The 22388-nt window shown below is 69.7% G+C and carries 16 protein-coding genes and 1 pseudogene; 15 read left to right on the top strand and 2 right to left on the bottom strand.

Features of this window, described 5'->3' with window-relative positions; genetic code table 11:
• Positions 1 to 52: 52 nt before the first annotated feature.
• A complete protein-coding gene (locus tag ACIRP7_RS20020) occupies positions 53 to 844 on the bottom strand; it encodes an ArsR/SmtB family transcription factor (RefSeq protein ID WP_403661744.1) in 792 nt (263 codons plus the stop codon).
• Positions 845 to 1854: 1010 nt separating this feature from the next.
• Between ACIRP7_RS20020 and ACIRP7_RS20015 the strand changes: the two genes are divergently transcribed.
• The 13 genes and pseudogenes from ACIRP7_RS20015 to ACIRP7_RS19955 all read left to right on the top strand — a co-directional run.
• Positions 1855 to 2544 carry a polysaccharide lyase family 7 protein gene (locus ACIRP7_RS20015; protein WP_403660957.1) on the top strand — a complete coding sequence of 230 codons (690 nt, stop codon included), beginning with the start codon at positions 1855 to 1857 and terminating at the stop codon, positions 2542 to 2544.
• Positions 2545 to 3025: 481 nt separating this feature from the next.
• Positions 3026 to 3487 (top strand): hypothetical protein, encoded by a 462-nt coding sequence (locus ACIRP7_RS20010; protein WP_403660954.1) that lies wholly within the window; start codon positions 3026 to 3028, stop codon positions 3485 to 3487.
• Between the two features lie 355 nt (positions 3488 to 3842).
• The gene (gene ligA / locus ACIRP7_RS20005) at positions 3843 to 5927 is read left to right on the top strand and encodes an NAD-dependent DNA ligase LigA (protein WP_403660951.1); all 2085 of its coding nucleotides are present in this window, start codon (positions 3843 to 3845) and stop codon (positions 5925 to 5927) included.
• A gap of 719 nt (positions 5928 to 6646) precedes the next feature.
• Positions 6647 to 6931 carry a hypothetical protein gene (locus ACIRP7_RS20000; protein WP_403660949.1) on the top strand — a complete coding sequence of 95 codons (285 nt, stop codon included), beginning with the start codon at positions 6647 to 6649 and terminating at the stop codon, positions 6929 to 6931.
• Positions 6932 to 7284: 353 nt separating this feature from the next.
• Positions 7285 to 8121, top strand: a complete 837-nt coding sequence (locus ACIRP7_RS19995) for an SDR family oxidoreductase (protein WP_403660946.1) — start codon at positions 7285 to 7287, stop codon at positions 8119 to 8121.
• Between the two features lie 6 nt (positions 8122 to 8127).
• On the top strand, positions 8128 to 9447 hold the full coding sequence (locus tag ACIRP7_RS19990; RefSeq protein WP_403660943.1) for an NAD(P)/FAD-dependent oxidoreductase: 1320 nt from the start codon (positions 8128 to 8130) through the stop codon (positions 9445 to 9447).
• A gap of 54 nt (positions 9448 to 9501) precedes the next feature.
• Positions 9502 to 10986, top strand: coding sequence for a cytochrome ubiquinol oxidase subunit I (locus ACIRP7_RS19985; RefSeq protein WP_403660940.1), 1485 nt, complete (start codon positions 9502 to 9504; stop codon positions 10984 to 10986).
• Positions 10986 to 12026: a cytochrome d ubiquinol oxidase subunit II gene (locus tag ACIRP7_RS19980; protein ID WP_403660937.1), complete on the top strand. Its 1041-nt coding sequence runs from the start codon at positions 10986 to 10988 to the stop codon at positions 12024 to 12026. Before ACIRP7_RS19985 ends, ACIRP7_RS19980 begins: the two co-directional genes overlap by 1 nt.
• A 106-nt stretch (positions 12027 to 12132) precedes the next feature.
• A complete protein-coding gene (locus ACIRP7_RS19975) occupies positions 12133 to 13803 on the top strand; it encodes a cation:proton antiporter (RefSeq protein ID WP_403660934.1) in 1671 nt (556 codons plus the stop codon).
• Positions 13804 to 14151: 348 nt separating this feature from the next.
• Positions 14152 to 15066 (top strand): YhjD/YihY/BrkB family envelope integrity protein, encoded by a 915-nt coding sequence (locus ACIRP7_RS19970; RefSeq protein ID WP_403660931.1) that lies wholly within the window; start codon positions 14152 to 14154, stop codon positions 15064 to 15066.
• Between the two features lie 79 nt (positions 15067 to 15145).
• A complete protein-coding gene (locus ACIRP7_RS19965) occupies positions 15146 to 16732 on the top strand; it encodes a GMC oxidoreductase (RefSeq protein ID WP_403660928.1) in 1587 nt (528 codons plus the stop codon).
• Positions 16729 to 18147 (top strand): DUF2252 domain-containing protein, encoded by a 1419-nt coding sequence (locus tag ACIRP7_RS19960; protein ID WP_403660925.1) that lies wholly within the window; start codon positions 16729 to 16731, stop codon positions 18145 to 18147. The genes ACIRP7_RS19965 and ACIRP7_RS19960 overlap by 4 nt, the downstream gene beginning before the upstream one ends.
• Before the next feature lie 25 nt (positions 18148 to 18172).
• Positions 18173 to 19022 (top strand): annotated as a pseudogene (locus tag ACIRP7_RS19955) (glycoside hydrolase family 15 protein); the annotation flags it as partial.
• Between the two features lie 528 nt (positions 19023 to 19550).
• Here ACIRP7_RS19955 and ACIRP7_RS19950 read toward each other — a convergent pair.
• Positions 19551 to 20207, bottom strand: coding sequence for a TetR/AcrR family transcriptional regulator (locus ACIRP7_RS19950; RefSeq protein ID WP_403660922.1), 657 nt, complete (start codon positions 20205 to 20207; stop codon positions 19551 to 19553).
• Positions 20208 to 20383: 176 nt separating this feature from the next.
• On the opposite strand from ACIRP7_RS19950, the gene ACIRP7_RS19945 reads away from it, so the two are divergent.
• Both ACIRP7_RS19945 and ACIRP7_RS19940 read left to right on the top strand, forming a co-directional pair.
• Entirely contained in the window at positions 20384 to 21415 is a 1032-nt protein-coding gene (locus ACIRP7_RS19945; protein WP_403660919.1) for a medium chain dehydrogenase/reductase family protein, read from the top strand.
• Positions 21416 to 21702: 287 nt separating this feature from the next.
• The gene (locus tag ACIRP7_RS19940) at positions 21703 to 22269 is read left to right on the top strand and encodes an ester cyclase (protein ID WP_403660916.1); all 567 of its coding nucleotides are present in this window, start codon (positions 21703 to 21705) and stop codon (positions 22267 to 22269) included.
• Positions 22270 to 22388 lie beyond the last annotated feature (119 nt).

Below are 22388 nucleotides of genomic sequence, written 5' to 3'. Positions count from 1 at the left end.
GTGCACCTCTTTGTGCGGACGTAGGGGGAAGGAAGGGGAGGAGGGGCGCGGCTCACGTGTGGGCGGCGCGGGACATTTCCCAGGGCGCCTGTGGCAGGACCTCGCCGGTCTCCAGCAGCGACTTGAGATTCGCCAGCACGGCCGGCCAGCCGGCCGAGATGCCGCCCAGCATTTCCTGGTCGGGGAGGTTCTCGTGCGTCACGGTGAGGCGCACGATGTCTTGATGCGGTTCGACGAGGAAGGTGACGACCGACGCCTCTCTCGGTGCTTTGGCATCGGGGGCGTCATCAAAGGTGATGACCAGCCGGGTCGGGGGCTCGGCCTCCAGGACTCGGCCCACCACGTCGATCTTGCCTGACCCGTCGGCCCGCCGGTGTTCCCAGGCCGAGCCCGGCTGCCAGTCGGAGACGTTGGCGTGCCCCCAGTAGCGTGCCGTCAGGTCGGCGTCGGTCAGGGCATGCCACACCTGCTGCGCACTGGCGCGGATGTAGGTGACGTATACATAGTCCGGCACCGGTGTGGGTGCGTTGGTCATGGCGTACTCCTCTGCCTGGTGCTTGATGGCGCTGATCGCTTGCAGGCGGGGCTTGTCGAAGCCGGAGATCCAGCGCTCCTCGATCTCGTGGATCGGGGCCGGGTTGAGGTAGTGCAGCCGCTCCCGGCCGCGCCGCACCACGGTGACGAGGTTGGCCCGCACGAGGATGTCCAGGTGCTGCGTCACCGATTGGCGCGCCATGTCGAGGCGCTCGCACAGTTCGCGCAAGGTCTGCCCGTTGTGCTCGCGCAGCCGGTCGAGCAGGAGTCGCCGGGTGGGATCGGCCAGTGCCTTGAATGCCGAGTCCATCGCTGTCGCTTCGAGGCTCACGCTCGTCATTATGCAGGTATTCACCTGCCTATTGTCAAGGTGAGGCCGGTCGAGCGAGCCGGGCGCAGCGCCGCGCCCGAACCCCCCCGGCCGAAACCGCCATCACCACCGGCGCCGGCAGGCCCCCCTCCCCGAGCCGCACTGGCACTTCTCGCCCATGCTGTGGCTTTTCGGCTGCACAGGTTGAACGGGGATCGCCCATCAGACCGCGACCGGGACACCTTCGGGATGCCCTTCGGTCACTGGGGCACGGACCGACCGGAGCCTGCGGGTCGGATGCGGCTACGCCGCCGCGTCTCCGGTGGTCTCCCTGCTGGAACGTTTCGGAGTGGGGCCAGAACCACGCCACCACGCTGGCGTCGTACGGGGCCTGCCCCTCGATACCACCGCGCTGGCCCGGCGCGCCGGGCCAAGTCCTTTGTACCCAGGGCGCGTTCCTCGTCGCCGCTGCTCGGTCGGGTGGCCGGACCCGATGGGTCCACGTGCATGGTGAGGCCGGCGCGCCGCTCGTCTGGACCGCGCCATCGACGGTGTCATCGGCGAACGGAACGAACGCGGGGGCGGCTGCGAAAGCGGGAGAAAGGGTGCGGTCGCATCGGGGTCCCGCTCGGTCGGGACGAAATGGCCGTCGTCCTGCCGCGCGGTTGCGGCGCGAACGTGCGTGCGCGGGATGTGCCGGCCGTCGGCGACGCACACCGTGGGGGGTTGCCGGACTGAGGTCTAGCAGTCACTCCGGCGCCGGAGAGGTCTCCCGATTCATCGGGTCTATCGACAGCATGAGCAGATTTGATGTCTCCCTGCCCATTGCTTGGCCGTAATGGCGAGAGGGGCAAGGTCTCGAACTTCCCGGTGTGCCGACGGGCTTCCGCGCTTCCCGCGTCCCACGCCAATAGTCTGGTCCAAGTCCTTGACTCCTCCGATGTATTGAGGTTGCCTGCTTTCCGCACTCCTCACCCCACGCCCTCACTTCACCGGAAAGGGACCCCCCCATGAACAGGAGATCCGTCTTACGGGCCGGTGCCGGTCTGCTGGCCGGCGGCGCCGCGCTCGCACTGCCGCCCGCCGCCCTTGCCACCGTGGAGCCCGCCGCGCTCGCCGCCTCCCCGACCGACGGCTGGACCAGGACCTCGTTCACCTACAGCTGGCAGAAGCCGTGGAACCTCGACCTCAGTGACCGGCACAGCTACAGCGGCGGCGTCGACCGCATGTGGGTGTACGCCACCGACCAGCCGTTCCAGGAGGGCAGTTCCACAGACCCGCGTACCGAGATGCGCTGGAAGGTCGACTACACCACGGGCGACCGCATGTGGGACGCCGACGTCTACCTCCCGTCCGGCACCGACGGGGCGTCCTTCGTTCAGATCCTGCGCAGCGTTCACCCCTCGGGCACTCCCGCCACCGACATCATGCTCAACATCTACGAGACCAACGGCGGCACCGTACGCCGTTACGACGGCACGGTGCTCAAGACGGGCGCGTACGACACCTGGTTCAACGTGAAGATCGCCCACGAGGCGAGAACCGGGACCGGCACCGTCAGGGTCTACTTCGACGACTCCCTCGTCCTGACCGTCGACGACCGGGGCCCCGCCACCCGCTACTTCAAGAACGGCGTCTACAACCACGGTTCCGGCCGCGCCGAGGCCCGCTTCCGCAACATCCAGTACTGGACACGGTGACCCTTCACGCGCCGACGACAGGCTCTCGCCTGCTCGGCGGCACCGTTCAGGCGTGCACGGGCGGCCGGGCGCACACCGCCGACCGGAGGTCCGGTGGCGAAAGTGGATCAGGAGTCGTGGTCGGCTGGGGGCAGCTGTCTGCTCCGACCAGCCCCGCGATAGGGGAGCGGTCGGTTCGGAGCGCGTCGCGCTGTTCGGTCACCCATTCCTCAACCTGATCACCTTCCTTAACCTGATCACCGTCCAGCCTGGTCCCGCTACGTCCACGCCCCCTTGTATCGGCCAACTTGCGCCTCTTAACAGTTCCTCAGCGTTATCCACTCACGCGTACGGCGTCTATTCGCCGACGGCGGTTGCCAAGTCCCGTGCGGTGCTGCCCTAGTTGCGACGGCAAGCGTGTCGATGAGTCAGGAGACTGCCGGGTCGGAGGCCACCGCCCCGAACACGGGCCGCTCGGCGCGCAGCGTGCCAACATCGACGAGTGAACCCGTCTCTTTCCTCCGCCGGTGCTCCGTCGCTGTCCGACCACGGCGGGTACCGGCCCGGCTGCATGCTGGCACTCATGGCGCCCGTCATCCTCGTGCTGCTCGCCGGGGGCACGCTCATGATCGTGTCTCATCGCCAGAATGACGCCGAGGAACGCCATGAGAACGAGGCGCTGGAGCAGATAGCGAGGCATGCGGAGTCGTACGAGGACGATGTGCAGAACGAGGCGCGGAACGGCTACCCGAGCGAGGACCGGACACGCGCCATCGCCCAGCAGAATCACAGCAGCCTCATCTCATACGGGCCGTCAGCCAGGTCTCTGACCACCGTGGTCGAGTTCTTCGCGACGTATGAGGACACCAGTTTCTTCGGCACCTCACCCTCAAGGGCCTACCGCTGCTATGTGGGTGGAACAGTCCGGACGACGCTCGCCCTTCAAGAATGCAATTCCACCTGACCGGACAACCACCAACGGCGTCTGCGGGATCGTGGCCGAGGCGGATGTCGCGTACGAGGCAGCGCTGGGCCAGGGGCCCCCGATCACCGGAGCGCTCAGGCGCCGTGGACGGTGCGTGTCGCCGGACTGCGGGCTATCTACTGCGTAGCAGGCTTGGGCAGCTGAAGGTGCTCGGGCGTGGGCGGAGCACTCTCCGTGTCCCGGCCCGCCCAGGGCTCCGCGCTGCGATCATCGGCCTGCCCCGCAGATCCCACGCCGCGGTGACAGCGCCGCGTGCGGTGCGTCCCGACAGAGGTCCCTGCTTGAGTACGTGCAGGCCGGGGCGTTGTCAGTGGTGGCGGGCAGGATAACGGACATGACGACACCCGCTGCAGAGATCATGGACAGTGCCGCCTACGCGCAGGCGGTCGAGGACGCGGTGAAGGCGTCGGCGGCCTACTACGGGGGCGGCACGTCGGCGCTGGACGACGATGCCTACGACCGGCTGGTACGCGGCATCGCCGCGTGGGAGACGGACCATCCCGATCAGACGCTGCCCGACTCGCCGACCGGGAAAGTCGCCGGCGGGGCGGTGGTGGGCGATGTGCCGCACACGGTGGCGATGCTGAGCCTGGACAACGTGTTCTCACCCGAGGAGTTCGCGGCCTGGACGGCCTCGCTGGCCAGACGGATCGGCCGCGAGGCTCAACGTTTCAGCGTCGAGCCGAAGCTCGACGGTCTCGCCATCGCGGCCCGATACCGCCAGGGCCGGCTGACCCGGCTGATCACCCGCGGCGACGGGATCGCCGGGGAGGACGTCTCGCACGCGATCGGCACCCTCGAGGGCCTGCCCCACACGCTGGCGGATCCGGTCACCGTGGAGGTGCGCGGCGAAGTCCTCATGACGAGGGCCCAGTTCGAGCATGCCAACGAGATGCGCACCGCGCACGGTGGGCAGCCGTTCGCCAACCCGCGCGGTGCTTCCGCAGGCAGCCTGCGTGCCAAGGACCGTGCCTACACGGTGCCGATGACGTTCTTCGGCTACAGCCTGCTGCCGCTGGCCGACACCGACACCGCGCTCGCCGCGCGGCTGGGCGAGCTCGCCCACAGCGACCTCATGGCTCTGAGCGCGCAGCTGGGAGTGAACACCACCGCCGCCACCGCGGTCCCCGCAATCGTCGCCGACACCGTTGAGGAGGTCCTGGAGCGCGTGCGGGAGATCGCCGCGCTGCGCGCGGAACTGCCGTTCGGCATCGACGGCATCGTCGCCAAGGCCGACCTGGCCGCCGACCAGCGGGCCGCAGGATCCGGTTCGCGCGCTCCGCACTGGGCGATCGCCTACAAGCTTCCCGCCGTGGAGAAGATCACCCGCCTGATCGAGGTGGAGTGGAACGTGGGGCGCACAGGGATCATCGCCCCGCGCGGCGTCCTGGAGCCGGTGGAGATCGAGGGTGCCACCATCACTTACGCCACCCTGCACAACCCGGCCGACATCACCCGCCGCGACCTGCGCCTGGGCGATCAGGTCATGGTCCACCGTGCCGGCGATGTCATCCCGCGCATCGAGGCACCGGTCGCCCACCTGCGCACCGGCGACGAGCAACCGATCGTGTTCCCGGAGGTGTGCCCTCGGTGCGGCTCCGCCATCGACACCAGCCAGGAACGCTGGCGGTGCGAGCAGGGCCGCAACTGCCACCTGGTCGCTTCCTTGTCCTACGCGGCCGGCCGCGACCAGCTCGACATCGAAGGCCTGGGCGCCACCCGCATCGTGCAGCTCGTCGAGGCCGGCCTGGTGGCCGATCTCGCCGACCTGTTCACCCTCACCCGCGACCAACTCCTTGCACTGGAACGGATGGGCGCGACCAGCACCGACAACCTCCTCACCGCGATCGCCGCGGCCAAGGACCAGCCGCTGTCGCGGGTCCTGTGCGCGCTCGGGGTCCGCGGAACGGGCCGCTCCATGTCCCGCCGCATCGCCCGCCACTTCGCCACCATGGACAACATCCGATCCGCCGACGCAGAAGCGATGCAGCAGGTCGAGGGCATCGGCACCGAAAAAGCACCCTCGATCGTCGCCGAACTCGCCGAACTCGCCCCGCTCATCGACAAACTCGCCGCGGCAGGGGTGAACATGACCGAACCCGGCGTGACTCCGCCGCCCGCGGCCCGCGACACCGACGCCGTTGCCGATGGGACGGATGCGGCGGTCGGGCCCCTGGCCGGGATGACGGTTGTGGTCACCGGCGCGATGACCGGTGCGCTGGAGAATCTCAGCCGCAACCAGATGAACGAACTCATCGAACGCGCCGGTGGCCGCTCCTCCTCCAGCGTCTCCCGGAAGACCACCCTGGTCGTGGCCGGGGAAGGCGCCGGATCCAAGCGCGCCAAGGCCGAAGCCCTCGGCATCCGCCTGGCCGGCCCGGACGAATTCGCCGCCCTGGTCGCCGACTTCACCAGCTGACCACCGCGACGGCTGTGCTCCAGCTCACCGCGGCCAGGGCAACGAGCGGGAACACCGCACAACCGTTGACCGTTCATCTGTATGTGGCTGGCGGAGGGGACAGTGTCCCCGGGCCTCACCTTCCGCCCATGGGGACGATCGTCCGGCTGAAGCCCCATGGAGCAACCCGCCGAGAGGCGACCGCCCTCCGCACGCCACGGCCCCGGCTGGTCTCCCCCGTCCAGCCGGGGCCTTCTCATACCCCAGCAACCGGCACAGACCCTTCGAGAAGATTCCGTACCGCAGGGGCGAGACCGGCGAGCACGGTGAGCGCAACACGTACGTCCGCGACCTCGACGCCAACCGCAGGGTCATTTGCCCGGACAGCAGGGCCGCCAAAACCGCCCACCCGAATACCACACCGGTGACCGACATCTCGGCCAGCGACAAGGTGTCCTGTGACGAGTTCACTAGCGCAAGGCCGCGCCGACTCCGAAGCGTGCGGCAGGTCCGCGATGTCCGGGTGGGTCAACTCCACCTCGCCTCGACGCCGTCGCGGCCGGCACCGCCAACAGCACCCAGCTCTACCCCTGCTCGAACGGCAGCAACCAACACTGGACCCACACCTGAGGGAGACGCCGCCGGGTGAGGGGTTGCCCGGATTCCGACGGAAGCCTCCAGGCAACCCCTGGGCCGTTCGTCGGGATGCGAGGCGGCTCTCTCCGTTGGATGGTGGAGCCATGAACCAGGACTACCGCCAGCCCCAGCGGATGATCGAGATCGACACCCGGCTCATCAGGACCGGCGCCGTGCTCACCGCGGCCGGTGCCGCTGTGGCGTGCGCCGGCATGGGCGTCGCGGCCTTCGCCGTGTTCTCGGCAGGCCGGCGCATGATCCGTGAGATGGACGTGCCCCCCTCCCAGCAGGCGGCCATGAAGTGGCGGCAGGCCAAGGAGGCGTCCCTGGCGGGCGCGCGGGCGTGGCAGGCCGCGTCCGACGCCCAGAACGGGTCGCTCGCCCGCTAGGTCCGGTGCCGCCTTCCGGACTTGCCACGTGCGGACGCGATGGTCGCGCGTTCCCTTGTCTGTGGTCGTGGCGGCTGTGAGCAAGCACGCCTACGTGGGCTCCCCGTGGTCGGCCGCCGTGGTTCTGGCCGTCATCAGGCCTGGTAGCCCGGCGGTGTGACGTGCCCCGCCGAAATCGGCGGCACCGTGTGCCGGTCGGTGTCGCCCGCGACGCGGGGTGCTTTCGTCTGAGCCCGGGTGTGCGGCGGCCGGCTCCTGCGCCTGTCCCGGTGGGCCGGCCCAGGCCCGGCCTGCCTCCTGCCTCGCCCGATTCCTGAGGGCGTGCCGTCCGAAACGTCCGAGGAGACATCGCGATGACAACGAAAGTCGAGAGCCGCGGCACGACGTCCGGGCAACTTCTCAGGGGTCAGAAGGCACTGGTGACCGGGGCCAACTCGGGCATCGGCCTGGCGACCGCCGTTGCCCTGGGCCGGGCCGGAGCGGACGTCGTGGTGAACTACGCCGTCGGTGCGGACGAGGCCGAGAAGGTCGTGAAGGAGATCGAGAGCTTCGGCGTCCGCGCCTACGCGCACGAGGCCGATGTGTCCGACGAGGACCAGGTGACCGCCATGGTCGCGCGGATGGTCGAGGAGTTCGGCACCATCGACATCATGGTGGCCAACGCGGGCCTTCAGCGGGACGCGGCCGTGACGGAGATGACGCTCGCCCAGTGGCAGAAGGTCATCGACGTCAACCTGACCGGCCAGTTCCTGTGCGCGCGGGAGGCGGCCAAGGAGTTCATCCGGCGCGGAGTGGTGGAGGAGGTCTCCCGCTCGGCCGGAAAGATCATCTGTATGAGCTCGGTCCACCAGATCGTCCCGTGGTCGGGCCACGTGAACTACGCCTCCTCCAAGGGCGGGGTCGGCATGCTGATGCAGACCCTCGCCCAGGAGCTGGCACCCAAGCGGATCAGGGTCAACGCCGTCGCACCCGGCGCCATCCGCACACCGATCAACCGCGATGCCTGGGACACCCCCGAGGCCGAGGCCGACCTGCTGCGCCTGATCCCGTACCGCCGGGTGGGCGATCCGGACGACATCGCCAACGCCGTCGTCGCCTTGGCTTCCGACCTGCTCGACTACGTCGTCGGCAGCACCCTCTACGTCGACGGCGGAATGACGCTCTTCCCCGGCTTCGCCACCGGAGGCTGAGCTCCGGTGCAGGATCACATCACGCCCCGCCGGGTGGTGATCCTCGGCGGGGGGTTCGCCGGGCTGTTCGCCGCCCGTGCCCTGCGGAAGTCACCGGTCGCGGTGACCGTGGTCGACCGCCGCGCCCACCACCTCTTCCAGCCACTGCTCTACCAGTGCGCCTCCGGAATCCTCTCCGAGGGCCAGATCGCCCAGCCGCTGCGCGGGGTCCTGCGGCGCCACCACAACGTGAGGTGCGTGCTCGCCGAGGCCACCGACGTGGATGCCGGCGCCCGGCTGGTCCACGCCCGGCGACCCGACGGCGGAGTCCTCGTGCTGCCGTACGACGAACTGATCCTCGCGGTGGGGATGCGCCAGTCCTACTTCGGGCACAACGAGTTCGCCGCGCACGCCCCCGGTATGAAGACCCTGGACGACGCACTCGAGATCCGCCGACGGATCTACCGGGCGTTCGAGATGGCCGAAACGGCGGCGAACGACCGGGAACGGGAGCGGTGGCTCACCTTCGCGCTCGTCGGTGGTGGGCCGACCGGTGTGGAACTCGCGGGACAGATCCGGGAGATCGCCGGCCACACCCTCGACCGGGAGTTCCAGAAGATCGACTCCGCCCAGGCACGGGTGCTGCTCTTCGAAGGGTCCGACGCCGTACTGGGCGCGTTCGGCCCGGCACTGGCCCACCGCGCGGCCCGAACCCTGCGGGGGCTCGGTGTGGAGCTCCACCTGGGCACGAAGGTCACCGACATCGACGCGCACGGCCTGACGGTACGAGATCACGACGGCAAGGCGACCTGGTTCGGCGCGCGCACCGTGCTGTGGACGGCGGGCGTCGAAGCGCCGCCGATCGCGGCCGCCCTGGCCCGGGCGACCGGTGCCGAACAGGACCGGGCCGGACGCATCCTGGTCGAACCCGACCTCACCGTGCCGGGCCATCCGGAGATCCGGGTCACCGGCGACGTGATGAGCCTGAACCATCTGCCGGGCCTGGCCGAGGTCGCCATGCAGTCCGGCGCCTACGCGGGCCGGACGGTGCGACATCAGGTCGAAGGCAGGACCAAGAAACCGAAGCCCTTCACGTACGTGGATCTCGGCAGCGCCGCCTACATCGCCCGCGGCCGGGCCGTGGTCAAGGCCGGCCCGCTGCATCTCTCGGGATTCATCGGCTGGCTCGTCTGGCTCTTCATCCACCTGGCCTTCCTTACCGGCTTCCGCAGCAGGCTGGGAGCGGTGCTCAGCTGGTCCGTCGCCTTCGCCACCGGCTCGCGCCGCGAACGCGCCTTCACCCTGACCGACCCCGACGCTCCGGCCGCCGGGCCACCCCCTCAATGAACCCCTCCTTCCCCAGCCCCGCCTGCTCATACGGGGCAGACCTCCGAGGCGCACATGTTCCGCACTGCGGTCCTTCTCGCGAACACGCCGGACCAACTCCTGCCGGCCCGCGAGCTGATGGCCTTCACTCTGGCCTCACACATCCTGCTGGTCCCGTTCGGTGTGGCACTGCCGTTCATCACCCTGCTGATGCACCATCGGGGGCTGCGTCGCAACGATCCCGTCGCCCTCCTGCTCGCCCGGCGTTGGTCGGCGGTGATGGCCGTGCAGTTCGCCATCGGCATCATCACCGGCACCGTGCTGTCCTTCGAGTTCGGCCTGCTGTGGCCCGGCATGATGGGCCGCTGGGGCGACGTCTTCGGCCTCGGGTTCGGCGTCGAGGCGTGGGCGTTCTTCCTGGAGGCCGTACTGATCGCGATCTACCTCTACGGCTGGCGCCGGCTCAAGCCCTGGACGCACTTCTGGCTGGCCGTACCGCTGCCGCTGGCCGCCCTCATGGGCGCGTTCGGCATCATCGCGGCCAACTCCTGGATGAACACCCCCCAGGGCTTCAGCCTCGACCCCCAGGGCAAGCCGATCCACGTCGACGTACGGCAGGCGATCTTTACACCGATCTTCGGCCCGGAGTACTGGCACTTCGTCGTAGCGATGCTCCTGACCGCCGCCTACGTGGTCGCCGGTGTGTACGCGGTCGGCTGGCTGCGCGGGCGCCGAGACCGATACCACCGGCTCGGATTCACGCTGCCGTTCACGGTGGCCGCGATCCTCACACCGGTCCAGTTCATGCTCGGCGACTCCGCCGCTCGCGCCGTGTTCCACAAGCAGCCGATCAAGTTCGCCGCGACGGAGATCGTCTGGAAGACCGACACCCATGTGCCCGAGTACATGTTCGGACGGCTGAGCAGTGACGGGACGATCTCCGGCGGACTCAAGATCCCCCAACTGGACTCGATCCTCGCGGGCTTCAAGCCCAGCACACAGGTGACGGGACTGACCTCGGTGCCGGCCGCCGACCGTCCCACCGCCGTCCAGGCCACCATCGCCCACTGGGCCTTCGACATCATGGTCACCATCGGCAGCCTGCTCATCCTGCTCGCGCTCTGGTACGCCTGGTCCTGGTGGCGGCACCGGGACAACCCCGGCGGCCGCTGGTTCTACCGCTGCGCCGCGTTGGCGGGCGTCTCCTGCCTGGTCACCGTGGAGTGCGGGTGGATCACCACGGAGGTCGGCCGTCAGCCCTGGATCGTCTACAACCACATGCGGGTCTCGGAGGCGGTGACCAGTACGCATGCCTCGGGGCTCTGGACCCTGCTCGGCATCGTCATGGCCGTGTACGTGCTGGTGTTCGGCGCCTTCCTCGCCGTCGTCCTGAAGATGCGCACCCGATGGCGCATCGCCGACGAGGGCTCGACCGCCGCCCGCGCCGATCTTCCCCCGGAGGCCGACACCCCGTACGGGCCCCGAAGCGAGCCCGAGCCCGCAGCCACCGGGGCCGCGCCCGACGGCGGGTCCGGCCACACATCCGGCGGTGCGTCGTGATGGCCGAGTTCATCGCATGGGTACTGGTGCTCGCGATCGCCGCCTACGCCTGCGCCGGAGGCACCGACTACGGCGCGGGGTTCTGGGACCTCCTGGCCGGGGGCGCGGAGCGCGGCAAACGGCCCCGCCGGCTCATCGACCACGCCATGACACCGGTCTGGGAGGTCAACAACGTCTGGTTGATCTTCGTCCTGGTCATCATGTGGACCGGCTTCCCGACAGTCTTCCAGGCCGTCTTCTCCGCTCTGTGGCTGCCGCTCGCCCTCGCCGCCGTCGGCCTCGTGCTCCGCGGCGCCGGGTTCGCCCTGCGCAAGCCGACCCGACGCCTGGCCCAACGACGGATCTACGGGGCGATGTTCGCCGTCTCGTCACTGGTGACGCCGTTCTTCCTGGGGGCAGTGCTCGGCGGCATCGCCTCGGGCCGGGTCAAGGTCGGTACGACCGCCTCCGCGGACGCCTGGGCCAATGGAACCTCCGTCCTCACGGGCCTGCTGGCCATCGCGGCCACCGCGTTCCTCGGGGCGGTCTTCCTCTGCTCCGACGCCCTGCGGTTCGGCGCGCACGATCTCGTCGACTACTTCCGCGTACGGGCGCTGATCGCCTTCGCCGCCGTGGTGGTCCTCGCGCTCATCGCCCTGCCCGTCACCCACGACGACGCCCGGTACGTCTGGGACGGCCTCACCGGGGGCCTGGGCCTGCTGCTGATCATCCTGGCCGCGGTCTGCGGGCTGACGACGGTGCTGTTTCTGCTGCGCCGGTCCTACGGCTGGACTCGCTACACCTCGGTGGCGAGTGTCGCCCTGACCGTCGGCGCCTGGGGCTGCGCGCAGCGGCCCTATGCGCTGCCCACCTCGCTGACGGTGGCCGAAGCGGCGGGCGCCGCCCCCACCCTGCGCTGGCTGGTGATCGTCACCGCCATCGCGATCGTCCTGGTCGGTCCAGCGCTGGTAGTGCTCTACCGGCTCGACACGATGGGCGAGCTGGAGGAGCTGACCGACGCCGACACCGGGGCCGTCCGAGCAGCGGGGGACAACCTGTAGCGACCGCAGCCTGTTGCTCGTCCGCCTCGGCGCCGGTGAGCAGGGTCTCCGACCTGATCCATGGCAAGAGCACCGACTCGTCCATCACGCGTCGAAAGGCCCCCTTGTGACAACCAACAAGGTGCTCATCGACGTGGGCCTGATCCTCGTCCTGGCCGTCGGGCCCCAGGTCCTGGCCGGCCGCCTGCGCATCCCTGCCCTCATTCTGCTGCTGCCGGTCGGCTTCGCCGCGGGCGCGCTGATCGACGACGTCGATCCCGAGCAGCTGCTCGGGGCGGCGTTCTCACCGCTGGTGTCGCTGGCCGTCGCCGTGATCCTCTACGATGCGGGCCTCGGGCTGAATCTGGCGAGGCTGAAGGGCCACACCCGCCGCGTCGTCGTCCGGCTGCTCTGGATCGGTGTCCTGATCACCTGGTTGCTCGGCACGCTCCTCGCCGCGCCCCTGCTGGGAATGTCCCGACGTGCGGCCATCATGACCGGCGCGATCCTCGTGGTCTCGGGACCGACGGTCGTAGGACCGCTCCTCAGCTTTGTGCGACCTAAGGACCGTCTCCAGCACATCCTGATCTGGGAGGGCTCCCTCATCGACCCGGTCGGTGGCGTACTGGGAGCACTGGTCTTCCACGCGGTCGTGGCGAGCCCGGACCACCACCTCGGCAGCGGAACGGCACAGTTCCTGGCCAGCGTGGGTGTCGGAGCGGCCGGAGGAGCCGTCGGGGCGGCCTTGCTGTGGCCGTTGTTCCGGGTACTGCGGCTCGGCGAGGTCCTCGGCACCACAGCGCAACTGGCCGCGGTGATCGGTGTGGCGGCGCTGTGCGATGTGCTGCGGGACGACACGGCACTCATCGCCGCCGTGGTGATGGGCCTGGCCGTCGCCAACCTGCCCGGCACGGGCGCACCCGCACGCCGGCCGTTCTTCGAGACCCTGGTCAGCCTGATCCTCGGCCTGCTCTTCGTCTCCATCTCGGCCACCGTCACCCCGCACTCACTGCGCCATGTGTCGCTGCCCGCGCTCGGCCTCGCCGCCTTTCTGGTGCTGGTCGTCAGGCCGCTGGTCGCGGTCGTGTCCACCCTCGGCCGGGGAACAGGTGCGGGCGGCCGTCCGCGAGGTGCGGTCGGGACGTACGGTGTCGCTCGCAGCCTGGCAGACGCCGAACCTGCGGCGAAAGGCCTGGAATTCGCGCGGGACCGCTTCGCCATGAACATCCACGGTGATGTGAACAGCCACCTGGACGCGCTGTGCCACGCCATCTACGACGGCACCCTGCACGGCAGTGCACCGGCGGCGGACGCCCTGTCCCCGGCCGGAGCGAGCGCGCTCTCCGTCGACCTGGTCCGCGACGGCATCGTCAGGCGCGGGGTCCTGCTCGACGTTCCCCGGTTGCACGGCGTGCCCTGGCTCGAACCCGGAACGAGCGTGACAGCGGAGGACCTTGCCGCGGCCGAGGCGCGGCAGGAGGTCCGGGTGGGCCGGGGCGACATCGTCCTCGTACGGGTCGGACACAGCCGACGCCGTGAGGAGCTCGGCCCCTGGGACGTGTCCGACGCCCGTGCCGGACTGCACCCGACCGGCATGGAGTTCCTGGCCGAGCGAGAGGCGGCCGTACTCGGCAGTGACGGCAACAGCGACACGGCCCCAGTCCGGTGGAGGGGGTCGCGTTCCCCGTGCACGTACTCGCCGTCCACGCGATGCGACTGCATCTGCTCGACTACCTGCAGTTCGAGGACCTCGCACCGATCTGCGCGGGGGAGGGCCGCTGGACGTTCCTGTGTGTGATCGCCCCTCTCCGGCTGCCGACGGCCACCGGCTCCCCGGTCAACCCCCTCGCGATCCTGTGACGGCAGACGGCAGACGGCAGACGAGCGATCGCCCGGCGTCCCAGGAATCAGGCGGTCAGCTGGTGGACGCTCTGCCCACCAGACGGCGACTGTCCGGTCCTGTGGCCCGCCGGCCATGTCCGCAGCCGGACTCAGCCCGAGGCCACCCGGAGACGCCGCCACCACCCTCCTCACCCGTACGGCACAGTCGTGCCCGCGCCGCGGGCGTCGTCGGCCGCCCGGGGCGGCACTCTGGTGAGGCGGTCACGCCCCGGTCGTGACGCCCGGACCGGACAGCGGGAGCAGCATGCGCGCAGACAGAGAATCCGGCTCGTCCGCGGACGGCGGGAAGAGCAGTTGGCGCGAACGGGCGGCGGATCCGAAGGCCCGGCTGCTGAGGCTGCGCGCCACCGCCGAGGAGCGCTTCCCGGTGATCACCCGCCTCACCGCCCACCTGATCGCGGTGAACCTGCTGGACTCCGCGACGCGGCTGGCGGCCCAGGCCTTCCTGACCGCCGTACCCCTGCTCTTCCTGGTCGCCGCTCTCGCCCCACAGGGCCTGCGCAACCAGATCATCGACTCCGTGCACGACCTTTTCGGCATCCACGGCGCCGTCGACCACGAGCTGAAGAAGGTCTACCAGGCCAACCCCGCCGATCTGCAGCAGAGCACCGGGGTCGTCAGCGCACTGATGGTGCTGCTCTCCGCGACCGCCTGCAGCCGCGCGATGCAGCGGTTGTGCCAGCGGGCCTGGCGGTTGCCGAGTGCGGGCGCCCGTGTCGCCGCGTGGAGATGGCCTGTGTGGATCGCGGTCTGGCTTGGCGTCGTCGTTCTGCAGGGGCCGTTGCGGGAGGGATTCGGCGCCGGACTGTGGCTGGGCGTGCCGCTCCTGCTGACCGTGGAGGTGGCCGTGTGGTGGTGGACCCAGCACCTGCTCCTGGCCGGTCGCCTTCCCTGGATGCCGCTGCTTCCCGGGGCGGTCCTCACCGGGGTCGCGCTGACCGTGCTGTCGGTGATCGCGAAGTTCTACGTGCCGGCCGCGCTCAACCGCAGCCTTGACCGGTACGGGTCGCTCGGCGCGGTCTTCACCGTGCTGTCGTGGCTGATCGGACTCTGCGTCGTGGTGGCCGTCTCCATCACCGTCGGTGCGGTCATCGCCCAGGAACCCGCCGTGGCCCGACGTCTTGGATCACCCGATCGGCGCAACTCGCCGGAAAAGTAACCCGGGGATACGTTGGTAGTGGATCAGGAGCCCTTTTCACCCGGCGGGACCGGAGCATGCTCCGAGGACGGTGGCCGGCATGACCGACGCATTGCACTACGACGTCATCATCATCGGTACCGGTGCGGGCGGCGGCACCATCGCCCACCGCCTGGCCCCCACCGGAAAACGGATACTCCTCCTCGAACGCGGCGGCTATCTGCCCCGAGAACGCGCCAACTGGGAATCCACCGCGGTCTTCGTCAAAGGAAAATACCGCGCTCCGGAATTCTGGTACGACAAGAACGGGAACCAGTTTCCGCCCGAGGTCAATTACTACGTGGGCGGCAACACCAAGTTCTACGGCGCCGCACTTTTCCGAATGCGCCCCGAGGACTTCGGCGAACTCCGGCACCACGACGGCATCTCCCCGGCCTGGCCACTGAGCTACGAGGAGCTCGAGCCGCACTACACGCAGGCCGAACACCTCTATCTCGTCCACGGCCGGCACGGTGATGACCCGTCCGGGGGCCCCACCAGCGCCCAGTACGCCCACCCGCCGGGCCAGCACGAGCCGCGCATCCAGCAGCTCAGTCACGATCTGGAGAAGCAGGGACTGCACCCCTTCCACCTCCCGATCGGGGTGAACCTCACCCAGGACGACCGGGGCCGGGCCACACACACCAGCGTCTGCATCCGCTGCGACCGGGTCGACGGCTTCCCCTGCCTGGTCGGCGCCAAGTCCGACGCACAGGTCATCTGCGTCGATCCCGCCCTCGAAGACGCCAACGTCGAGATGGTCACGCACGCGGACGTGCGACGCCTCGACACCGACGGGACCGGTCGCAGTGTCACGTCGGTCGTCGCGACCGTGGGGGACGGGGACGCCACCACCGCGGAGTTCAGTGCCGACGTCGTGGTCGTCGCCTGTGGTGCGGTCAACTCGGCCGCCCTGCTGCTGCGTTCGGCCAACGACCGGCATCCGCAGGGCCTGGGCAACAGCTCGGACGTGGTGGGCCGGCACTACATGCGGCACAACAACCTCGCGCTGATGGCCGTGTCCAAGGAACCCAACGACACCAAGTTCCAGAAAACCCTGGCGCTGCACGACTGGTATCCGGGATCCGACGACTGGGACTACCCCCTCGGCGGCATCCAGATGCTGGGCAAGTCCGACTCCGAGCAGATCCACGGCGAGGCGCCCCGCTGGGCCGGGGCCGTCACCCCCGACATGCCCTTCGAGGTGCTCGCCCCCCGCGCGGTCGACTTCTGGCTGTGCGGAGAGGATCTGCCCCTCGCCGAGAACCGCGTCACCCTGGACCGGGACGGCGGCATCCATCTGGCGCTCGACGAGAAGAACAACATCGCCGGCCTGAAGCACCTGCGGCACAAACTGCAGGGCATGCTCAGCCACTTGGGCATGCACGAACACCATCTGCTGTCGCACAGCATCTACCTGCACAAGGGCATGCCCATCGGCGCCACCGCGCATCAGGCGGGCACCGTCCGCTTCGGCAACGACCCCGAGAGCTCCGCGCTGGACGTCAACTGCAAGGCCCATGACCTCGACAACCTCTACGTCCTCGACACGAGCTTCTTCCCGAGCATCGGAGCGGTCAACCCTTCGTTGACCGCCATCGCCAACGCCCTGCGCGTCGGCGACCACATCGCGGAGCGACTTCAATGACACCGAACCATGCGGACAGCGGCCAAATTCGGCACCGCACACCTCAGGAGCGAGCCCAACGCGGCAAGGCCGCCCGGTCGGCCGTGCCCCGCTCCAGCCACGCCGAGTTCGCGCCCACGGTGAAACGGTCCGACCCGGTGGACGTCATCGACGCGCAGTCCGCGACGCGGGTTCCCGAACTCGTACCGATCCGCTACGGCCGGATGACCGAGTCGCCGTTCCGCTTCTACCGCGGTGCCGCCGCCATCATGGCCGGGGACCTCGCCGACACCCCCGTGTCCGGGATCAGGGCGCAGTTGTGCGGGGACGCGCACCTGCTGAACTTCCGGCTGCTGGCCTCGCCCGAGCGCCGCATGATGTTCGACATCAACGACTTCGACGAGACGCTGCCCGGCCCGTGGGAGTGGGACGTCAAGCGCCTGTCCACGAGTTTGGTCATCGCGGGCCGGGCGAACGGCTTCAGTACCAAGGAGCGGGCCCGCATCGTCCGGGCGACGGTGCGCTCCTACCGCGAGTGGATGCGACGCTTCGCCAAGGAGGGCAACCTCGCCGTGTGGTACGCCCAGTTCGACGAGACGTGGGTGCGGGAACACTTCGGCGCGGAACTGAGCGCACGGGGCCGCGACCGGTGGTCGCAGGCGGTGACCAAGGCACGCAGCCGGGACGGTCTCCAGGCCTTCGGCAAGCTCACCCACATCGTCGACGGTCAGGTCCGCATCGCCCCGGTTCCGCCGCTGATCACCCCGCTCCAGGACCTGCTTCAGGGCGTCGACCGCGACGCGCTGGAGAAGGAGATCCACCGGCTGATCGAACGGTACGGCCGCAGTCTGCAGTCGGACCGGCGCTCCCTTCTGGAGCAGTACCGGGTGGCCGACATGGCCCGCAAGGTGGTCGGGGTCGGCAGCGTGGGCACCCGCTGCTGGATCGTGCTCCTGCTCGGTCGGGACGACCAGGATCCGCTGCTGCTGCAGGCGAAGGAGGCCGACCAGTCGGTGCTGGCGCCCTTCGCCGGAGCCGGCGGCTACGCAACGCAGGGCGAGCGCGTGGTCTCCGGCCAGCGGCTCATGCAGGCCACCAGTGACATCTTCCTCGGCTGGGAGCGGGTCGAGGGGATCGACGGTCGCCGACGTGACTTCTACGTACGGCAGTTGCGGGACTGGAAGGGCATCGCCGAACCGGAGGCGATGGTGCCGGCCGGAATGCGGACCTTCGGCGAGCTGTGCGGCGCCACGCTGGCCCGCGCGCACGCGCGGTCGGGCGACCGGATCGCCATCGCCGCGTACCTGGGCGGGGGCGACTCCTTCGACCGAGCGCTGGTGACCTTCGCCGAGCGTTACGCAGACCAGAACGAGAAGGACCACCAGGCACTCGTCGACGCCGTCCGTACGGGACGAGTAGCGGCTCAAGCGGCCTGACGGGGCGACCAGCAGGGAGAACTCCATGGAACGCTACCCGCCCATCGCCGATCACGGACTTGTCGGGGATCTGCAGACCGCGGCCCTGGTCTCGTCCCAGTGCGTGATCGACTGGTTCGCGGCACCGCGCTTCGACTCGCCGAGTGTCTTCGCCGCCCTGCTGGACCATGACGGTGGCGGTCATTTCCTCCTCGCGCCCGATCATCCCGAGGGCACCTGGAAGCAGCTCTACTACCCGGACAGCGCCGTCGTGGTGAGCCGGTTCATGTCCCCCGACGGAGTCGGCGAGATCGTCGATCACATGCCGGTCCTGCCGGACCCGACTCCGACGGACCGGCATCAAGCTCCTCACCTACGCCCCCAGCGGCGCGCCGGTCGCCGCCGCCACCATGGGACTGCCCGAGCAGGTCGGCGGCGAGCGCAACTGGGACTACCGCTACACGTGGGTCCGGGACGGCTCCCTCTCGGTGCGGGCGCTGCTCGACCTCGGTTTCGTGGAGGAGGCGACCCGCTTCACCCACTGGCTCGGCGACCGTCTGCGGGCCCGCGAGGGACCGGACGACGAACCCCTTCAGATCATGTACCGGGTCGACGGCGACCCGCATCTGACCGAGGAGATCCTGGAGCACTTCGAGGGCTACCGCGGCTCCTACCCGATCCGGGCCGGCAACGCCGCCTCCGACCAACTCCAGCTCGACATCTACGGCGAGGCCCTCTACGCCCTGGCCGAGGGCCGCCACATCGGCGAACAGGCGGGCTACCACGGGTGGAAGGGCCTGACCCGCACCCTCGACTGGCTCGCCGACTCCTGGGACCGCCCCGACGAGGGCATCTGGGAGACCCGGGGCGGACGCAAGGACTTCACCTACAGCCGGCCGTGCACCGGAGTGCGATCCGCAGCCGTGCGTCGCAGTGCTCGCAGAATGCGCTCATCTCGCTCGGTCGCTCGGCGAACCGGTCGAGGCTGCCCACCTCCGCGTTGACCAATGTCGCTGTCTGTGTGCTGTCACCGACGTGCCGAGTGACGTAGGTGTGCGTGATGCTGTACCGGAAGCTGTCCGAGATCTCGCTCCCCACAGGCCCTCCCCGCTCTCCCGGCTCCTGCCGACTTTCTTCCCGCTCTGGACAGTTCACACCCGTGGGCGGCAGGAATGGGTGTGGTTGACAGAAAAGCGCGCCGGCCGGCCGCCGAGGCTGTCCGGCCGGTGTAGCCTCCCCAGCCCGGCGTCGCGGACGCCAATGCCGCGTAGGTGTGCCATCTTTCGGCGGGCAAGGCTGGGCTGTCCACGGCGACGGCCACGGCCGGCACGGGCTGACGCAACGACCACGTCCGACGTCGCTGGTCGAGGAGAACAGGTTCGTACTCGAGGGCAAGCGACGTGCCGACACTCCGGGCCGTGCTGTCACCGCGCCAGGCGCCGTAGTTCGTCCTCGTACAGCTCGACCGGGTCGAATCCCATGCCGGTGAAGTGGCCTGCCAGTTCCAAAGAGAGGGCGCCGTGCAGGCGGGTCCAGAAGTGCAGGGCGAGGCGCAGGGCCGCTGGGGAAGCGGGGTGGTCACCTGCCCACTGCCGGTGTCCGGCGAGGTGGGATTCGAGCGGAGTCTCCTCCACTGCGGTCGTGGCAGGGCCGGCGGCCGGCTGGGCGGCGTCGAGGAGAGCGTCCATGATCTCGGAGGCGATCATGGTGATGTCGTCGGGTGCGTGGTAGCCGGGGACCGGTGTGCCGTAGATGAGGAAGTAGCGTTGCGGGTCGTCCAGCGCCCAGGTACGCAGCGCGCGCCCGAGTCCGGCGAGATCGGCGTCTGACGCGGCGGCGGTGTGGATGGTGTCGGCGAGGCTGCGGTAGGCGTCCCGGATCAGTTCGGTGATGAGTTCGTCCCGGCTGGCGAAGTACCGGTAGAGCGCGGGGCCGCTCATGCCCATCTGTTTGGCGATGGCGTTCAGGGACAGCCCCGGTGCCCCGGCGGCGGCGATCTGCTCCCAGGCCCGTTCCTTGATCTCGGCCCGTACCTGTGCGCGGTAGCGCTCGCGGGGGGTCTCCTTGCTCGCGACGGTCATGTGCCCGTTCCTTCCCTGGGTGTTCGCCGGCTCCCAGGAGCCGGATGCGCAGCTGGCCGCTCGCCCTGAGTTAGACCCTATTACGAACGCTCTTGACTGTCACTCTGCGGTCGCGTTATAACTTCTAACGAACACGCCAGCCACTAACAGAGCTGGTGGAGTCGAGGGAGGTCGTCATGAGCGTCGCAGCGATGGTCGAGGTCGTGCTGCCGGGCAAGGTCGAGCCGGAGGGACTGCAAGTGCGCCACGGCGCCGTCCCGACCGCCGGCCCAGGCCAGGTCGTCGTCCGCATGGAAGCCACCGGGGTCTCCTTCGCGGAGCAGCAGATGCGCCGCGGCCGCTACTACGACCAGCCGCCCTTCCCGTTCGTCCCCGGCTACGACATGGTCGGCACCGTGGCGGCGACCGGCGAGGGTGTCGATGCGGGTCTGGTCGGCACCCGGGTGGCCGCGCTGCTGAAGGTCGGCGGCTGGGCCAGTCACGTGGTCGTCGACGCCGCCGACCTGGTACCGGTCCCGGACGGGGTCGGCGCGGCGGAGGCGGAGACCGTGGTGATCAACGGCATCACCGCCTGGCAGATGCTGCACCGCAAGGCCCGCGTGCGCGCCGGGCAGACCATCTTGGTGCACGGCGCCAACGGGGGAGTGGGCTCGGTCCTGGTCCAGTTCGCGCAGGCCGCGGGCGTGAAGGTGATCGGCACAGCCTCCTCACGTCACCACGCCGCCCTGCGGGAACAGGGAGTGACGCCGGTCGACTACCGTACCGAGAACCTCCCGGCCCGCGTCCGTGAACTCGCCCCGGACGGCGTGGACGCCGTCTTCGACCACGTCGGCGGCCGCGGCATCGTCGACTCCTGGCGCCTTCTCGCACCCGGCGGCACGCTCGTCTCCTACGGCAGCGCCTCCACCCGCGACGACGAGGGCTCCAAGCAGTGGCCCGTCCTCAAGCTGCTCGGCCGGGTCTGGCTGTGGAACACGCTGCCCAACCGCCGCCGCGCCTACTTCTTCAACGTCTGGGCCGGGCGCGCCCTGAACCGCGGCCGTTTCCAGGTCCGGCTGCGCAACGACCTCAGCGAGGTCTTCGAAGCCCTGCGCCGCGGCGAGATCACCGCCCAGATCGCCGCCGAACTGCCCCTGACCCAGGCCGCCGAGGCGATGCGGCTGGCCGAGTCCGGCACCGTCGCCGGAAAGATCGTCCTGCACGCCTGACGCAGCACGCGGAAGCCCGCACACACGGGTCCCCGAGGGCCGCTCCCGGCCGCCCGCCCGGCTGTCCCCGTATCCCCCGCGCCTCGTCACGGCGCGAACACTTTCAGGAGCATCCCGTCATGCCCAGGCCCGGACTGCGGACCTACGTCCGGCGGACTCTGAGCACCGCCCTCGTCGCCGCGGCCACCTTCGCCACCCCGGCGGTCGCCGCCCCCGGCACCACCTGCACCGACTGACATCACAGCCCACCGCTGCTTCCCACTCACACTGATATGCGAGGAACCATCATGGCCGCCACCGCCCGCACCCGGATCCGCCTGCTCCTCCCCGCCGCCATGGTCGCGCTGGCCGTCAGCGCCACAACGGCCGCAGCATCCACCTCGTCCGCCGCCCCACCCGCGCACTCGGTCACCTCCCCGGGTCACCGGGCGGCCGCCAAGAACCCGAAGGCGATGCTCGACGCGTGGCTACGCCTGTGGAACGGTGACTACACCCAGGCGCCCGGCATCATCTCCCCGGACTTCACCGTTCACGCCGCCCTCCTCGACGGCGGCGACGGCAGCAGCATCCGAGGCGCGGACGGCCTGGTGGCCTGGATCTCCCAGACCCGCGCCGCCTTCCCCGACCTGCGCTTCTCCCTCCAGACCGGCCCCCTGATAGCCGGACACCGCGCCTCCGTGCGCTGGACGGCCACCGGCACCTACGCCGGCGGCTTCCCCGGCGCCAAGGCCCAGCCCGGCACGACCGTCACCTTCACCGGCACCGACACCCTGCGCATCAAGGACGGCAGGTTCGTCGAGTACTGGCTCAACTCCGACACCCTCCAGCTCCTCACCCAGCTCCACGCACTGTAAGCACCACCCGCGCGCCGCCCCGCCGCCCTCACCGACCGCATGGCCGAGGAGGGCGGCAGGGCGCTGCGTGGCAGGTGGTGCCCTCGGCTTCCTCGAAGTCCTGCGCCTTACCACCTGCT

Source organism: Streptomyces sp. NPDC102270 (assembly GCF_044766405.1).
Taxonomy (GTDB): Bacteria; Actinomycetota; Actinomycetes; order Streptomycetales; family Streptomycetaceae; genus Streptomyces.
This window is presented reverse-complemented; position numbering and strand designations above follow the sequence as displayed.

Excerpts from the sequence above, each read along its gene's own strand:
- ACIRP7_RS20020 (WP_403661744.1), bottom strand. The coding sequence starts at position 844 with ATGGACTCGGCATTCAAGGCACTGGCCGATCCCACCCGGCGACTCCTG.
- ACIRP7_RS20015 (WP_403660957.1), top strand. The coding sequence starts at position 1,855 with ATGAACAGGAGATCCGTCTTACGGGCCGGTGCCGGTCTGCTGGCCGGC.
- ligA (WP_403660951.1), top strand. The coding sequence starts at position 3,843 with ATGACGACACCCGCTGCAGAGATCATGGACAGTGCCGCCTACGCGCAG.
- ACIRP7_RS20000 (WP_403660949.1), top strand. The coding sequence starts at position 6,647 with ATGAACCAGGACTACCGCCAGCCCCAGCGGATGATCGAGATCGACACC.
- ACIRP7_RS19995 (WP_403660946.1), top strand. The coding sequence starts at position 7,285 with ATGACAACGAAAGTCGAGAGCCGCGGCACGACGTCCGGGCAACTTCTC.
- ACIRP7_RS19985 (WP_403660940.1), top strand. The coding sequence starts at position 9,502 with ATGTTCCGCACTGCGGTCCTTCTCGCGAACACGCCGGACCAACTCCTG.
- ACIRP7_RS19980 (WP_403660937.1), top strand. The coding sequence starts at position 10,986 with ATGGCCGAGTTCATCGCATGGGTACTGGTGCTCGCGATCGCCGCCTAC.
- ACIRP7_RS19970 (WP_403660931.1), top strand. The coding sequence starts at position 14,152 with ATGCGCGCAGACAGAGAATCCGGCTCGTCCGCGGACGGCGGGAAGAGC.
- ACIRP7_RS19965 (WP_403660928.1), top strand. The coding sequence starts at position 15,146 with ATGACCGACGCATTGCACTACGACGTCATCATCATCGGTACCGGTGCG.
- ACIRP7_RS19960 (WP_403660925.1), top strand. The coding sequence starts at position 16,729 with ATGACACCGAACCATGCGGACAGCGGCCAAATTCGGCACCGCACACCT.
- ACIRP7_RS19950 (WP_403660922.1), bottom strand. The coding sequence starts at position 20,207 with ATGACCGTCGCGAGCAAGGAGACCCCCCGCGAGCGCTACCGCGCACAG.
- ACIRP7_RS19945 (WP_403660919.1), top strand. The coding sequence starts at position 20,384 with ATGAGCGTCGCAGCGATGGTCGAGGTCGTGCTGCCGGGCAAGGTCGAG.
- ACIRP7_RS19940 (WP_403660916.1), top strand. The coding sequence starts at position 21,703 with ATGGCCGCCACCGCCCGCACCCGGATCCGCCTGCTCCTCCCCGCCGCC.